The 14,230-nt window shown below is 67.2% G+C and carries 17 protein-coding genes; 15 read left to right on the top strand and 2 right to left on the bottom strand.

The features are described from left to right. Window positions 1–2: 2 nt before the first annotated feature. From ABL843_RS18415 to ABL843_RS18370, 10 genes are all read left to right on the top strand, one after another. Window positions 3–1,202 (top strand): FHA domain-containing protein, encoded by a 1,200-nt coding sequence (locus ABL843_RS18415; protein WP_184637152.1) that lies wholly within the window; start codon window positions 3–5, stop codon window positions 1,200–1,202. Window positions 1,203–1,349: 147 nt separating this feature from the next. After that, entirely contained in the window at window positions 1,350–1,556 is a 207-nt protein-coding gene (locus ABL843_RS18410) for a hypothetical protein (RefSeq protein WP_021004014.1), read from the top strand. Between the two features lie 57 nt (window positions 1,557–1,613). Then, window positions 1,614–2,027, top strand: a complete 414-nt coding sequence (locus ABL843_RS18405) for a hypothetical protein (protein ID WP_369661866.1) — start codon at window positions 1,614–1,616, stop codon at window positions 2,025–2,027. A gap of 7 nt (window positions 2,028–2,034) precedes the next feature. Then, on the top strand, window positions 2,035–2,844 hold the full coding sequence (gene sctJ, locus ABL843_RS18400; protein ID WP_418116781.1) for a type III secretion system inner membrane ring lipoprotein SctJ: 810 nt from the start codon (window positions 2,035–2,037) through the stop codon (window positions 2,842–2,844). A gap of 12 nt (window positions 2,845–2,856) precedes the next feature. Next, on the top strand, window positions 2,857–3,558 hold the full coding sequence (locus ABL843_RS18395) for a SctK family type III secretion system sorting platform protein (RefSeq protein WP_126022059.1): 702 nt from the start codon (window positions 2,857–2,859) through the stop codon (window positions 3,556–3,558). Beyond that, complete coding sequence (sctL, locus tag ABL843_RS18390) at window positions 3,540–4,181, top strand: type III secretion system stator protein SctL (RefSeq protein ID WP_418116780.1); 642 nt, start codon at window positions 3,540–3,542, stop codon at window positions 4,179–4,181. The genes ABL843_RS18395 and sctL overlap by 19 nt, the downstream gene beginning before the upstream one ends. Beyond that, complete coding sequence (locus tag ABL843_RS18385) at window positions 4,178–5,527, top strand: FliI/YscN family ATPase (protein ID WP_418116779.1); 1,350 nt, start codon at window positions 4,178–4,180, stop codon at window positions 5,525–5,527. The genes sctL and ABL843_RS18385 overlap by 4 nt, the downstream gene beginning before the upstream one ends. Continuing rightward, window positions 5,524–6,015 (top strand): serine kinase, encoded by a 492-nt coding sequence (locus ABL843_RS18380; RefSeq protein WP_418116778.1) that lies wholly within the window; start codon window positions 5,524–5,526, stop codon window positions 6,013–6,015. The genes ABL843_RS18385 and ABL843_RS18380 overlap by 4 nt, the downstream gene beginning before the upstream one ends. Before the next feature lie 24 nt (window positions 6,016–6,039). After that, on the top strand, window positions 6,040–6,822 hold the full coding sequence (sctT, locus tag ABL843_RS18375; protein WP_184637159.1) for a type III secretion system export apparatus subunit SctT: 783 nt from the start codon (window positions 6,040–6,042) through the stop codon (window positions 6,820–6,822). A 12-nt stretch (window positions 6,823–6,834) separates the two neighbouring features. Beyond that, window positions 6,835–7,866, top strand: coding sequence for an EscU/YscU/HrcU family type III secretion system export apparatus switch protein (locus ABL843_RS18370; protein WP_418116777.1), 1,032 nt, complete (start codon window positions 6,835–6,837; stop codon window positions 7,864–7,866). A 15-nt stretch (window positions 7,867–7,881) separates the two neighbouring features. Here ABL843_RS18370 and ABL843_RS18365 read toward each other — a convergent pair whose 3' ends face one another. Beyond that, window positions 7,882–8,781: a helix-turn-helix domain-containing protein gene (locus ABL843_RS18365; protein ID WP_165909624.1), complete on the bottom strand. Its 900-nt coding sequence runs from the start codon at window positions 8,779–8,781 to the stop codon at window positions 7,882–7,884. A gap of 264 nt (window positions 8,782–9,045) precedes the next feature. Between ABL843_RS18365 and ABL843_RS18360 the strand changes: the two genes are divergently transcribed. Then, window positions 9,046–9,984: a helix-turn-helix transcriptional regulator gene (locus ABL843_RS18360; protein ID WP_126022065.1), complete on the top strand. Its 939-nt coding sequence runs from the start codon at window positions 9,046–9,048 to the stop codon at window positions 9,982–9,984. 25 nt (window positions 9,985–10,009) lie between these two features. On the opposite strand, the gene ABL843_RS18355 is transcribed toward ABL843_RS18360, so the two are convergent. Continuing rightward, window positions 10,010–10,816, bottom strand: a complete 807-nt coding sequence (locus ABL843_RS18355) for an AraC family transcriptional regulator (RefSeq protein WP_369661869.1) — start codon at window positions 10,814–10,816, stop codon at window positions 10,010–10,012. A gap of 111 nt (window positions 10,817–10,927) precedes the next feature. On the opposite strand from ABL843_RS18355, the gene ABL843_RS18350 reads away from it, so the two are divergent. The 4 genes from ABL843_RS18350 (at window position 10,928) to ABL843_RS18335 (ending at window position 14,208) form a co-directional block, all read left to right on the top strand. Then, window positions 10,928–11,740 carry a sulfite exporter TauE/SafE family protein gene (locus ABL843_RS18350; protein WP_369661870.1) on the top strand — a complete coding sequence of 271 codons (813 nt, stop codon included), beginning with the start codon at window positions 10,928–10,930 and terminating at the stop codon, window positions 11,738–11,740. A gap of 303 nt (window positions 11,741–12,043) precedes the next feature. Beyond that, a complete protein-coding gene (locus ABL843_RS18345) occupies window positions 12,044–13,294 on the top strand; it encodes a tyrosine-type recombinase/integrase (protein WP_418116776.1) in 1,251 nt (416 codons plus the stop codon). A gap of 211 nt (window positions 13,295–13,505) precedes the next feature. Beyond that, complete coding sequence (locus ABL843_RS18340) at window positions 13,506–13,748, top strand: helix-turn-helix transcriptional regulator (protein ID WP_418116775.1); 243 nt, start codon at window positions 13,506–13,508, stop codon at window positions 13,746–13,748. Between the two features lie 193 nt (window positions 13,749–13,941). After that, window positions 13,942–14,208 carry a hypothetical protein gene (locus tag ABL843_RS18335; RefSeq protein WP_418116774.1) on the top strand — a complete coding sequence of 89 codons (267 nt, stop codon included), beginning with the start codon at window positions 13,942–13,944 and terminating at the stop codon, window positions 14,206–14,208. The last annotated feature ends 22 nt before the right edge of the window (window positions 14,209–14,230 follow it).

The raw sequence follows: 14,230 nt of genomic DNA, 5'->3' as shown, positions 1-14,230 counted from the left end.
GCATGCACGACCCGCAAGAGATTTCCTTCGACGACGGCGACGTGCCGGCGGAAGCGGCCGGCATGGCACGGCCGGAGCGCCCCGCGCTGGGCGACGGCTGGTGCCTGCGCTTCCTCAGCGGCGCGGTGAAGGGCCGCACCATCGCGCTCAAGCCCGGGCTCAACGTGCTGGGCTCAGGCGGCGATTGCGAGGTGATGCTGCCCGGCGGCGACGTGCTGCCGCGCCACCTGGCGTTCACCGTGGGCGAGTTGGTGGTGTCGATGCAGCGCCTGAGCACGGCTTCGGCGCGGCTCAACGGCGAGGACATGCGGCAGGCGCGCAGAAGCGTGGTCGCGGGCGACGTGGTGAGCCTCGGGCAGATCGACTTCCAGCTCGACCGCAGCTACGTGCCGGACGTGCGCGAGGACCGCATGTTCGCCCCGGAGTACGAGGCGCGGCCCGGCGAGGGCGCGCTGGCGGGCACGTCCGGGGCTTCCTCGCGGCGGCGCCTCGGCTATTGGGCGGGTGGCGTGATGGCCCTGCTTGCGGTGATCGGGCTGGCCGCCGTGTCGCTCGGCGACGCGGGCGCGAGCGCGCGCCGCGCCGGGCACGTGGACCTGGCCGCGGTGGAAAAGGCGCTCGTGCCGTTCCCAGAGGTGGAAGTGGTGGCCGCGCAGGGCGGGCGGCTCGGCGTGAAGGGCTACGTGGAGTCGAGGCAGCGCCGCGAGGCCCTGCAGCAGGCGATGGAGCCCTTCGGCAGCCAGGTCGGCGTGAACGTGCACTCGGCCGAGGACATGGTCGAGCAGGCGCGCCGCTATGTGGGCGACCCCGGTGTGGCGGTCGCGTACACGGGGCAGGGCCGGCTGGTGCTCACCGGCACGGTGGAGGACGCCGCGGTACGCCAGAAGATCCGCAGGCTCAGCGAAGACCTGCATCCGTCGGTGCTGGTCTTCGACAAGGTCCAGTACCGGGAGAAGCCCGTGGCCGAGAACAAGGACGCCGACGTGCGCGCGCAGTGGGACGGCTGGCAGAGCGTGCTGCCGGCGCGCATGGTGAGCATCACCGAGGACGGCAACGGCCTGCGGCACATCCAGCTGTCGAACGGCAGCCGCTACTACGAAGGCGCGGTGCTGCGATCCGGTGCCGAACTCAAGCGCATCGACGCCGACGGGCTGGTCCTGAGCGGTGGCGTGCCCGACAGCAACAACAGGCGCGGGAGGTGAAGGCATGGCCATCGGCAGAGCCCGCCTCGCGCGCACCCCGGATTTCATGCGGCGCCGCATCCGTGCGCCGCGTGGAATGGTTCCGTCCCGCCGGGGCGGAGCGCTTCAACCCTCGTAAATCAATCCTTTCTTGACCAGGAGATACACATGGCAGGCGCAGTTGACAGCTCTATCCAGCAGATGAACCAGGCCGCAGCCGACAACGCGCGGCTGATGTCGGCCAGCATGGCCGCTTCCACCAGCATCCAGGGCGCGGCATCCACCGCGCACACGGTCAACGGTGCGAGCGCCGCGGGCGGCGAGGTGGCCAAGTCCACCGGCAACGACATCCGCCAGTCGGCCAAGTCCTCGTAAGCAGGTCCGCGCGATGCCCTGTCGCATCGCGCGGCCTTTTCCCCCAGGAGGTGAACCATGACCGATCCCACCGCGCTGGTCGCGGCAGGCGCGCCGCCGGCCGGCGTGTCCGCGGCCGCCGCGCAGCAGCAGGCCGGCGCGCCCTCGCGCCTCGATCCGGGCGAGACCCGGATGTTCGCCAACATGATGCAGGGCGTGCAGGCGCCGCCGTCCTCGGTGGCCGCGCCCAGCGCGCTCGGCGACGCCGCCAAGGCGCTCGCGGCCCAGTTCTCCGGCAACGTGCGCTCCTACGAGGAGATGCGCCGCAGCATGCTCGAGTCGATCGACATGTCCGACCCCATCAAGACCATGTTCGCGATGACCGACCACGCCATGGAGGCGCACATGATGTTCGCGAAGATGCACATTTCCACGGGCCTGGCGAGCGCCGCCACCAGCCTGTTCGGCACCTTGCTGAAGAACCAGCAATGAGGATGCCGTGAAGCTGCTGTCCCGCACTCTTTCTTCATTCCTTGCGCGCCGCGGCCGCTGGCTCGCGGCGCTGGCCCTGCTGGCGGCACTGGGCGGCTGCAAGGTCGGCCTGTACTCCAACCTCAACGAGCAGGAGGCCAACGAGATCGTCGCCGCGCTGTCGGCCGAGGGCATCGACGCGGCCAAGAGCCGCGTGGAGGGCAGCAACTGGCAGGTCGAGGTGGACGAGAGCCGCATGGGCGTCGCGCTCGACGTGCTGCGTGCCCAGGGTCTGCCCCACGAGCGCTTCGCCACCATGGGCGAGGTGTTCCAGAAGCAGGGCCTGGTGTCCACGCCCTCCGAGGAGCGCATGCGCTACATCTACGCGGTCTCGCAGGAGCTGTCGCAGACGCTGCGCAACGTGGACGGCGTGGTGTCCGCGCGCGTGCACGTGGTGATCCCGGCCAACGACCCGCTGAGCGAGAAGATGCGGCCGTCGTCGGCCGCGGTGTTCATCAAGCACCGGCCGGATGTGGACATCCGGCTGCTGGCGCCGACCGTGAAGGACATGGTGGCGCACAGCATCGAGGGGCTGAGCCACGACCAGGTATCGCTGTCGCTCTTCGAGGCGCGCCGGCCGGTGGCGTCGGCTGCGACCCTGGCGGGCGGCGCCAGGGAGCGTGCGATGGTGCTGAGCCTGTTCCCCGCGTCGACGGCGATGGTGCTGCTGGGGCTGCTGCTGCTGGCCGCCGTCTGCCTGCTGGTGCTGCCGGCGCTGCTGCGCAGGCAGGGCGTGGACTGGCGCAGCTGGACGCGCCGCCAGGTGTTCAGGCGCTGACCCGGAACAGGAATGCCGGCACCTACCCCCGCCACCCACGAAGCCCCGCAGGCCGGAACCGGCCCGATGGACCTCGTGCGCCTGGTGGTGCGCTTCAACCTGCACCCCGAGATCGGTCTTCACCCAAGCTGGCTGCCTGCCGACTGGCCGTCGCGCCATCGCGTCCCGGCACGGCTGGGGGAGGCGGGCCGCGCGGTGCTCGCCGACCAGCTGCGGCGAGCCCAGGGGCCGGACGCCGGCAGCGCCGACTACAACTTCGACGCACGCTTCAAGCGCGTGGCGCTGCTCGATGCCGACGCGCTGCGGCGGCTCGCCGCCTACCTCGGCTTCTGCGTGCACCTGCCGCTGTTCCGGCTGCGCGGTGGCGCGGGCGCGCAGATCCGCCGCCAGGCCCGCCGCTTCGATGCCGATGCGGTGGATTTCGTGCTCGACCGGGTGCCGTTGCTCACCGAACTGCGCATGGACAACGCGCTGCTGCAGCAGCGGCCCCTGTCGGCCGGCCGGGTCGCCGTCGAGCGCGGCCACCGGCTGCTGCTTGCCACGGCTGCGGCCGAAGGCGAGACGGTCCGCCGCCGCCTGGGGCACAAGCTGCCGCGCCGCGTCTCGGCGCTCGGCGTGCCGCAGTTGCAGCAGCGCCAACTCCAGCAACTCAACGAACTGATGCTCTCGTGCATCGTCCCCGAAAGACTGCCGCAATGGGACTGGCTTTTCTGATCACCACCGAGAACCTGCAGCTCCTGAGCGAGCGCAAGGTCCTGAAGGAGCACGAATACGCGGCGCTGCTCGACGCATCGACCGTGGTCGAGACGGCCCGGCGCGAGGCGCGCCGCATCGTGCAGCAGGCCACGCAGGACGCCGAGGCCGGCCGCAGGCAGGGCTACGAGGAGGGCCTGCGGCGCGCCAAGGAGGAATACGCGACCCAGCTGGTGACGGACACCATGGCCACCGAGCGACAGCTGCATGCGCTGCGCACGTCCATGGCGCAGGTCGTCGTCAAGGCCGTGGGGCAGTTCATCGCCGATGCGGACCCGGCGGCGCTGTTCGAGGCGGCGCTGCTGCGCGTCGACACGCTGATCCGCCAGGAGCCCTTCATCACCGTGCGCGTGGCGCCCGCGCAGGAGGCGATCCTGCGCGGGGTGATCGCGCGCCTGCGCGGCGAGGCCAACTGGAGCATGACCGTGCACTTCGTGGCCGATGCGGCGCTGTCCGTCGGCGCGTGCGTGGTGCAGACGGCCTCCGGCGTGCTGGACATCGGCGTGGACGCGCAGCTCGCCGCGTTCCGGCGCGCGGTGGAGCGCGGCGGCCTCGCCGAGACCCGGGAGGGGGCGCAATCGTGAACCCGGTGTCCGACGCGGCGCTTGGCATCGTCGCCGAGCTGGAACAGGCGCTGGGCCGCGTCACGCCGGTGGCGATCCGCGGGCGCGTCAGCAAGGCGGTGGGCATGCTGATCGACGCATCGGGCATCCAGGCCCATGTGGGCGAGCTGTGCGAACTGGTCACGCCGGGCGAGCCGCCGCTGCTGGCCGAGGTGGTCGGCTTCCGCGACAACACCGCCGTCCTCACGCCGCTCGGGCCGATCACCGGCATTTCGGCTTTGACCGAAGTGCTGCCCACGGGGCGCGGCCACGTCTGCCCGGTGGGCACGGGCCTGCTGGGACGCGTGCTGGACGCGCTGGGCCAGCCCATCGACGAACGGGGCCCGCTCAGGACCCGCACGCTGCTGCCGGTGCACCGCGATCCCGTGAGCCCGCTGGCGCGCCGGATGATCGACGCGCCGCTGGCCACCGGCATCCGCGCGGTCGACAGCCTGCTCACGCTCGGCGAAGGGCAGCGCGTCGGCGTGTTCGCGCCGCCGGGCGTGGGCAAGAGCACCCTGCTGGGCATGCTCGCGCGCGGCGCGACGGCCGACGTGAACGTGATCGCGCTGATCGGCGAGCGCGGGCGCGAGGTGAAGGAGTTCATCGAGCACAACCTCGGCGCCGAGGGATTGGCGAAGACGGTGATTGTGGTCTCGACCTCCGACCGGCCGCCGATGGAGCGCATCAAGTCCGCCTATGCCGCGACCACCATCGCCGAGCATTTCCGCGACCAGGGCAAGAAGGTGCTGCTGCTGGTCGATTCGCTCACGCGCTTCGCGCGCGCCCAGCGCGAGATCGGCCTGGCCAGCGGCGAACCGCCCACGCGGCGCAGCTATCCGCCGTCGATCTTCTCGATGCTGCCGCAGCTGCTGGAGCGCGCGGGGCAGGGCAGGACGGGCTCCATCACCGCCGTCTACTCGGTGCTGACCGAGGGCGACGAGGAGAGCGACCCCATCGCCGAGGAGGTGCGATCCATCCTCGACGGCCACATCGTGCTGTCGCGCAAGGCCGCTGCGGCCAACCGCTATCCGGCGATCGACGTGCTGGGGAGCATCAGCCGTGTGATGCCGCTGGTGACTTCGCGCGAGCACCGCGCGGCGGCGGCGCACTTTCGCAGCCTGCTGGCCAAGTACCAGGAGATGGAGCTGCTCGTGCAGATCGGCGAATACAAGGCAGGCGGCGACGCGCTGGCCGACGAGGCAATCGGTGCGCGGCCGGCGATGCTCGACTTTCTGTCGCAGCCGCCGGATGCGAGCCTGCCCTATGCGCAGTCGATCGAGGCATTGCAGCGGTTCGGCGGCGCCTCGTGGGAGCCGGGCCGATGAGCGCAGGCATCGACTGGAAGCTGCTGGTGGGCGTGCGCGAGCGCCAGAAGACGGTTGCCATGGGTGCCGTTGCGCGCGACCGGGCCGCCGCCGAGCAGAGCCGCGCCGAGCTGCAGCAGGCCCAGGCGTGGCAGCAGCAGCAGGTGCAGAGCAAGGCCGCGCACTGGCAGGCGACCGCCGGCGCGCTGACGGACGGGCAATGCAGCGTGGCGCAGCTGCGCCACGCGGGTGCCTGGAGCGCCGCCCTCGATGCGCGGATCGTCGAGGCGAGCCGGCTTGCCGCGCAGGCCGGGCAGGCCCACGCGCTGCGCGAGAGCACGCTGGATGCCAGCCGCCGCAAGCTGCGCGCCGCCAGCGCAGAGGTCGAGAAGGCGCAGCAGATGCAGCAGCGCAGCCGAAGCGAGCGGCAGCGCCTGCAGGAACAGCGGCTCGACGAAGCGACCGAGGAAGCCACGTCGCAGGCATGGGCCGCGCGGCGCTCGGCGTAGGCGCGCGGGAACGCACGGATCGCCATGGACCCCTCCATCGAACTGGCCAGCTTCGAGAGATTCTTCTCGTCGGTGGTGCTGACCCTGCCGCGGCTCTTCGCGATCTTCGCGGTGGTGCCCTTTCTCTCCGGCGGCATGATCACCGGCACCGTGCGCAACGGCCTGCTGCTGATGCTCGCTCTGTTCATGTCGCCGGTGGCGGGCGACATGCCTGCTGCCTCCATCGGCACCTGGGTGCTCATCGCGGGCAAGGAGGCCTTCATCGGCCTGATGCTGGGGCTGGGTTTCGGCATCTTCATCTGGGCGGTGCAGAGCGTGGGCGACCTGATCGACTTCCAGACCGGCTCCAGCAACGCGTCCTTCTTCGATCCCGTGGCGGGTCACGAGAACGGGCCCACGGGCGAGTTCCTCGGCTGGATGGTGATCACGCTGTTCGTCTCGGCCGGCGGGCTGCTCGCGATGCTGGGCGTAGTCGTCGACTCCTACCGGCTGTGGCCCGTGGCCTCGTTCTTTCCGAACCTGGGGCTGGTGATCGAGCAGTTCGCGATCCGCCAGGGGGACACGCTGTTCCTGTGGATCGTCAAGCTGGCCTCGCCGGTCATCTTCGTGCTGCTGCTGGTGGAGCTGGGCATGGGCCTGGTCAGCCGCGTGGCGCCGCAGCTCAACGTGTTCGTGTTCTCGCAGCCTCTCAAGAGCCTGCTGGCGCACCTGATGATGCTGCTGTTCGTCTTCTTCGTGTACGAGTCGCTGCAGGAATTCCTGCGGCCCGAGAACGGCGTGCTCGACTTCCTGCGTGCCACGCTCTAGCGCCCTTCGGCCATGGCGGAGAAAGACCAGGACCCCACTCCCAAGCGGCTGCGCGACGCGCGAAAGCGCGGCGAGGTGGTCTTCAGTTCGGACGTGGCCTCGACGGCGGTGTTCGCCGTGGTCGTGGTCTGCATGTGGCTGGGCGGCGGGGTGCTCTACAGCCTGCTGCGAGAGCTCTGGCTGCACGCCACCAGCACCAGCCTGCTGACGCGGCCGGAGGACCGCTTCGACGAGCTGCTGCTGCATACCGGGGAGGCGCTGCTTTGGGGCACGCTGCCCATCATGGCCATCGCTGCCGTGGCTGGCATCGTGGGCTCCCTGGCCCAGGTGGGCGGCGTGGCGGCGTGGGAGCGCCTCAAGCCCGACGTGAACCGCATGAACCCGGCCCAGGGGCTGCAGCGCATCTTCTCCACCCGCAATCTCATCAACCTGCTGAAGATGAGCCTGAAGACGATGCTGCTCGCGGGCCTGATGTTCGTGATCGTGCGCGGCTTCGTCGATACCTCGCTCAAGCTCGGCTACGCGAGCCCCGCGGCCACCATGACCGCCGCGGCGCACATGGTGCTCGTGGCCTTCGGCTGGGCAACGGTGATCTATGCGCTGATGGCCGCGGTGGACTACACGCACGAGCACTACGAGTTCATGAAGCAGCAGCGCATGTCGATCGAAGAGGTCCGGCAGGAATACAAGGAGGTGGAAGGCGATCCGGTCAACCAGTCGCGCCGCCGCTCCGCGCACTTCGAGGCGGTGTATGCCAGCCTGGGCGACCGCGTGCGCATGGCCTCGGCCGTGATCCATTCGGCCCGCACGGCCGTCGCGCTGCAGTACCTCGGCGAGAACGACCTGCCGCGCGTGATCGCGCGCGGCGAGGGCGAGGTGGCCGCGCAGATCAGGCGCTTTGCCGGCGAGGGCCTGGTTCCGATGGAGTTCGAGCCCACGCTGGCCGAGCGCATCTATGCGGAGGTGCCGGTGGACCAGCCGATTCCACGTTCGCTGTATGCACCCGTCGCCAGGCTCCTGCGTTGGGCGCAGGGCATCGGATGAAGCCGGGGCGGCGAGTTAGCCGGCGATGCCGTTCCTGGCCGAGGGCGGTTGGAGCGCATCGAGCGCGGCGAGCCTGCGGTAGTCGCCCGGCAGCACGGCATAGGTGCTCATGAAGGTCTTGTGCAGATGGCTCTGGTCGGTGAAGCCTGCCGCATGCGCCGCATAGGTGACATGGGCGCCGCCGGCGATCAGGTCGCGGGCGTACTCGATGCGGTGGCCCACCAGCATCTCGTGCGGCGTGAAGCCCCATGCGGCGGTGAACCGGCGCTGCACGTGCACGGGGTGCCAGCCGACCGCATCGGCGAGGCTGTCGAGCGTCATGCGCTGATGAAAGCCCGACGCGATGAGGGCATAGAGCCGGTTCAGGCGCTCGTCGCCGCTGTCGGGATGCGGGCGCTCTGCGTCGTGGGCTCCGTCCTCCGTGGGCGAAGGGGCGGGAAGCCATTGCGAGAGGCGCCGGCGAAGCAGTGCACGGCCCGCCGCGATGTCCTCGGGATCGCCGGTGCTCGTGGGGACGAAGAGCAGGCGGTGGCATTCGAGGAATTCGAGCGCCGCGGAGGCGTCGATGAAGACCGAGACTCCCGCATCGTCCTCCAGCCGTGCCAGCGGCGGGGTATCTTCCGCGGGGCTGATGCACCGTGCCACGGCGAGGCTGCAGAAAAGGGCGTCTTCGCGCCAGGCATGTGTGCGCGCCTGCACCGAGTGCCAGACATGCGGCGCAATGCGAAACAGGGCACCCGGCGGTACGACGGTGACGCGGGTGCCGCTGCGCACCTGGAGTTCGGTGTCGGCCACCGCGAGCGTGAAGCCCACGTGCCGGTGTGGCCGGACTTCGCGATGGCGAAACCGGTTGGTTGTGAACTGGAGTCCTGCGAGATCCGTGTCTCGCCAGTACTGGGAGGCGGGCAATGCCATGGAAGGGGGATGTGCGGAGGTTCGGCTTTTGCCTCGCGCTGTGTGCAGCAAGCATGCCAGCGCCGTCGTCATCTGTGAAGCCTCGGCCCGGCGAGGACCCGCGCAGGTCGCGCATTGTTCAAGCAAAGGTACTCAGTTGGATGCGCGAGCCCTGGCAAATGCGTCGGAAGCTAAAAATTTACAAGGCGATGACAACGCCCTTGCGGTACTTTGACCCAGGTCCGTCGTCCTTTCCGGCATGGCGGCACATCCATCAGGCCTTCCATGATTCTGTCCACCTTGTTTCATCGTGCCTCGCCTGCGCCGGCCTCCGAGGCGCAGGGATTCGATCCGGTGCCGCGGCCGCAAGCGGAGCCGCAACCCGCCAATCCGGTTCCGCAGTTCTATGCCGAAGAACACCTGTACATGCCGCGAAGCGTGCCGCCTCACGCCGGCGGCGTGCCGGCCATCGTCGGCAATCTGATGGATGCACCCGGCAGCGAAGCCCGCGCGGCACTGGTGCGCAGCATGCTCCATGCGCTCGATTTCGACTGGCTGGGCTACGGCACGGTGGCGTACATGCGGGGCCACTGGTGGCCGCTGAGCTTCTTCACCGCCTACGCCAATCCCGAGTGGACCAGACGCTACTTCGCGCACAACTATTGCGGCGTCGATCTTCGGCAGCAGGGCGTGCCCGCGTCGAGCCTTCCACTGGCGTGGGACGTGGCCCGGCTCGAGGCGCTGGCGGCGGAGATTTCGGACGAGCTGAGCGAAGAGCGGCAGCGGTTCCTCGACGACCTGTATGCCAGCGGCATCCGCAGCGGGCTGCTGTTTCGCTTGGCGTCCCCCACGCATGTGAACCAGCACACGGTGATCAGCCTGCTGTCGCGCAGGCCCGGGAGCGACTGGATCAGCGACAGCGTGATCGGGCAGGGCCTGATCCTCGGGCTGGGCGTGCACGAATACGTGTCGCGCCACACGCGCATCGTCGGTGCGCCGGGCGCGGGCCGCATCGAGATCTCCGCGACGCAGCAGGACATCCTCCAGCAACTGCTCCAGGGGCGCAGCGACAAGGAGATCGCCAACCGGCTGGACCTGTCGTCCCACACCGTGGACTACCACATGCGGCAGCTGCGGCGCCGCTTTGCCGCGCGCAATCGGGTGCAGCTGGTGAATGCCGTGCAGCAGGGCGACAGCGATTTCGGAGTGCTCAGCGAGAACTGAGTTCGCCGGGAGGCTGTCCGTGCCTTCAATGCCCCAATTCGACTTGCCAGCCTGCGCGTTGACCGGACACCGAACGCGCAACCTCGGACGGGCTGAAGCCCAGGCGGCGGCGAAACATCGTCGAGAACGCGCCAGGGCTGTCGTAGCCGAGTTCTAGCGCGACGGCCGTCACCGGCTGCCCTTCGGCCAATCTGGAAAGCGCCGATATCAGGCAGGCGTGCTGGCGCCACTCGCCGAAGGCCATGCCGGTCTCGGCGCGGAAGAAGCGCGTGAACGTGCGTTCGCTGCGGTGCAGTTGCTGCGCCCATTCACCGGCGGTGGTGCGGATGTCGGGTGCGTAGAGAAACTCCACGCACAGGGCGTGAAGCGTGCCGTGCCTGGGCAGCGGCGCGAAGATCGGGAGCGTGGCCGCGCGCGCGATCTCCGCGAGCGCGAGGCGCATGACCAGGCCGTCCCTGCCTTGTTCGTCATAGAGCGCCTTCACGTCCGTCGCCTCCAGCAGCAACTGCCGCAGAAGAGGCGAGACGAGCAGCACTTCGCAGCGAGACCCTCCGCGCGGCGCAGCCCTCGGCTCGATATAGAGGCTGCGCGTGCTGACACCCACCATGCGTACGCGATGCGGTTTGCCCGCCGGGATCCACACCCCGCAATGCGGAGGCACGACCCACGCGCCGTCGTCCGTGCCTACCTCCATGAGACCCGTCGCGCCGTAGAGAAACTGCGCTCGACGATGCTGATGCATCTCCAGTAGCGTTCCGCGCGCGTAGTCGGTGCCGATGGCGAGCACTTCGCGTTCGAGTGCATCGACGCTGTCCAAAGGTACGTTTCTCATCGAAATCCGCGAAATCCGCTGTTGGCTGAAACGCGAACATTCTTGTCCAGACTCCGAAAGCCGGACAGCGCCAGCAGCCATAACCTTTCAGGCATCGAAGGACGGATTGCGATGGAACTCTATTTCTGGCTTGCCGCCTGCGGCACGCTCGCCGGCGTGACCACGGTGCTCTTCGGTTTCGGCGGTGGCTTCGTGGTGGTCCCGCTGCTCTACCACTTGCTGACGCACATGCGCGGACCGGAAACACCGGCTGCGCCCCATGCGATGCAGATCGCGGTTGCGACCTCGACGTGCGTGATGATCTTCGGATCGGCGATGGCAACGGCGAAGCACCAGCGCGCGGGATCGCTGGATTGGGCGGTCATCAAGCCGCTGGTCTTCGCCATTGCCGCCGGCAGCGTGCTCGGGGCAGCAACCGCGGCCGCGGTGGAGGGCGGCTGGTTGCGCTGGGCTTTCATCGCCTACGTCAGCCTGACCGTTCTGGACTGCTGGCTCCGGCCTGGCTTTCTCCTGCAGCCGGCGCGGGAGGCCCGGCCCGCCCGGGCACGAAACGCATTGACGGGCATCGTCATCGGCTGGATCGCGGCCTTGCTTGGAGTGGGGGGCAGCGTCATGACAGTCCCGTTGCTTCGCCGCAGAGGAGTGAGCATGACCGGCGCGACGGCCATGGCCAATCCGCTGACGCTTCCCGTCGCCTTGGCCGGGACCGCGACTTACGCGGCGCTTTCCTGGGGTGGAATGGCGTCCCTGGGGGCCGGGTATGTGGGCTATGTGGACCTGAGGGCGTTCCTTGCCCTGGTCGCGGGCTCATATGCCGGGATACGCATGGCTTCGCCTTTCATCGGGCGGATTCCCGATCAGGTACACGCCAGGGTGTATGTCGGGCTGCTGGTTGCAGTGGTGGCGTCGATGTTGATCGGCTAGGCGGGGTGCCAGCGACCAGCCAGGTGGGGAGCTCCGTCCGATCGGATTTGGTGAGGACTTCTCGGGAGCCTTCAGGATCGCCTGGGACCCTTGGTTGGAGCGGGTGAAGGGAATCAGGAACCGAACTCACGCTGTCTCACGATGTCTCATTGCTTGGTTTGGTTGAGAGATAAGCAATTGTCGTAATTGAAAAAATGAAGAGAAATGAACCGGCGTGAAGCCGGTTGATTTCACGCAGTCTCATGTTTGTAGATGGGTTTTTAGTTGGGTAATATCGAGACGTCCTACCCAAGCAAAGAACCCATGCCACGCCGAGCCAAAGAACTTTCAGCGCGCGCCGTTGATGCGCTCAAGACAACCGGACTGCACGCTGTTGGTGGCGCGCCAGGACTGCACCTTCAGGTAAGCGAAACCGGTGCACGCTCATGGGTCGTGAGACTGACTGTCGGGACACGCACCACCAGCGCCGGCAAGGTGGTTCAGCATCGTCGTGACTTCGGCTTGGGCTCGGCTCGCGTGGTGACGTTGGCGGCAGCACGCCAAGCCGCGATAGAGCACGCCGCCAGGGTGCGCGCTGGTGAAGACCCGATTGCGCAACGTCAGGCCGCCAGAGCGCAGGCTATGGCCGAGCACGCCGCCCGCATGACATTCCGCAAGGCGGCAGAGAAGTTCATTTCCTCCATGCAGTCGAAATGGAAGGACCCCAAGGCGGTAGAGCGGCGAGAGAGCTGGCTGGAGTCATACGCGCATCCGCACATCGGCGATGTGCTGGTGGGCGACATCGAGCTACCGCACGTCCTTACCGTCTTGACGCCGATTTGGGAGACGAAGACCGAGACGGCCGAAAAGCTGATGTCATTGCTGCGCAACGTGCTGGACTGGGCCGCTGTTCATGGCCACCGCAAAGGCAAAGAGAACCCTGCCCGCTTCAAAGGGCTGCTAGACAAGGTTTTGCCGCCGCCGTCCAAGGTGAAGAAAGTTCGCAACCATCCCGCGCTGCCGATTGATCGTGTTCCAGAGTTCATGCGCGACCTGCGCGCTCGCGACAACATCAGCGCGCGTGCGCTGGCCGTCACGGTCCTGACCGCGCTGCGCACCAATGAAGTAGCACGAGCAGAGTGGTCAGAAATCGATTTGGATGCGGGGCTGTGGCTGGTGCCTGCGTCACGCATGAAGATGAGCGTAGAGCACCGCGTACCCCTTAGCTCTGAGTGCATCGAAATCTTGCGCGAGCAGGCCAGCGCGACACCTGGTCGTTGGGTATTTCCTGGTGGCCGAGACGATCAGCCATTGAGTAACGGTGCGATGCTGGAGCTACTGAAGGAAATGGCCTATGCGGACGACAAGGGCCAGCGCATCACCACGCACGGCTTTCGCAGCACATTCCGCGACTTCACGGCCGAACGGACCGACTACCCGCGCGAGGTGGCGGAAATGGCGCTGGCGCATGCCATTGAAGGCAAGGTGGAGGCGGCATATCGGCGTGGCGACCTGCTGGAGAAGCGACGCGCGCTCATGAGCGAGTGGTCGGGCTATTGCTTGGGCGCGGAATAAGCGTTTCCAAATCGTTTAAACAGCGTCAGAACCCGGTTTTTGCCGGGTTTTTTGTTTCACGAATGAAGTTGGATAGAAAAAATCAATGAAAGGAAATCGTGAAGCCAGATGATGCAGACCTAATAAGGCGTGATGAGGCGTTATCTATTCACGCTCTGCGTGCAATTGCGTGAATATTGTTCTGCGGGTTGTTGCCAAATAACATCGTCGCATGCAGTTCAAAGAGGTCTCCGACATGCAAGACGAAGCCAACAAAGTAACGCCCGAAAGATTTCTTCGTGAGAAGAATTTGGTAGCGGAGCGTTTTATTCCGTTCAGCCGTGCAACGCTATGGCGTCGGGTGGGCGAAGGCAAATTCCCGCAACCCATTCGCATGCATGGGCGCATCACCGCCTGGCGGCAAAGCGAAGTGGTTGCTTGGCAGCTCGCGCAAATTGGAGGTGCCGCATCGTGATTCCGAAAAAGACGAAAGCCACCGGGCGGCAACCTGGTGGCTTTCAAGGAGCAGGCAAAACCAAACACAGCTTTACCATGATCAATTCTATCAATCATCGAGTTTCAGCGCGAATCCGAGCCGCATTGGCGTTGTCAGCTGACAACGCGCGAATTGGCGTTCAGATGCGGAATTTGCTGAAAAGCGGTGCGGCATGAACGCAAAACAATTCCTGACTGTGGATGACTTTCGCGCTTGGATGAAAGTCACTGAAGCATCGCGCGCCGAGCTGGAGGCCGAGCAGCGCCGCCAGGCTGTTGATGACGTTGTGCGCTTCGTCACGCGCCACATGACGCAGGGTCGTTCTCTGCAGCAGGCTGGAGACATGTTCTTCGAACTCTCGAAATCGATCCAGGCTCCATTCGCGCACACCGTTGCAGCTCGCGAAGCGCTGGTGGCCATGGGATGGGCGGCTGCATGACGCGAGTTCCAACGATTGATGA

The sequence above is a fragment of the Variovorax sp. 350MFTsu5.1 genome (genome assembly GCF_048302515.1).
GTDB classification, from domain to species: Bacteria; Pseudomonadota; Gammaproteobacteria; order Burkholderiales; family Burkholderiaceae_C; genus Variovorax; species Variovorax guangxiensis.
This window is presented reverse-complemented; position numbering and strand designations above follow the sequence as displayed.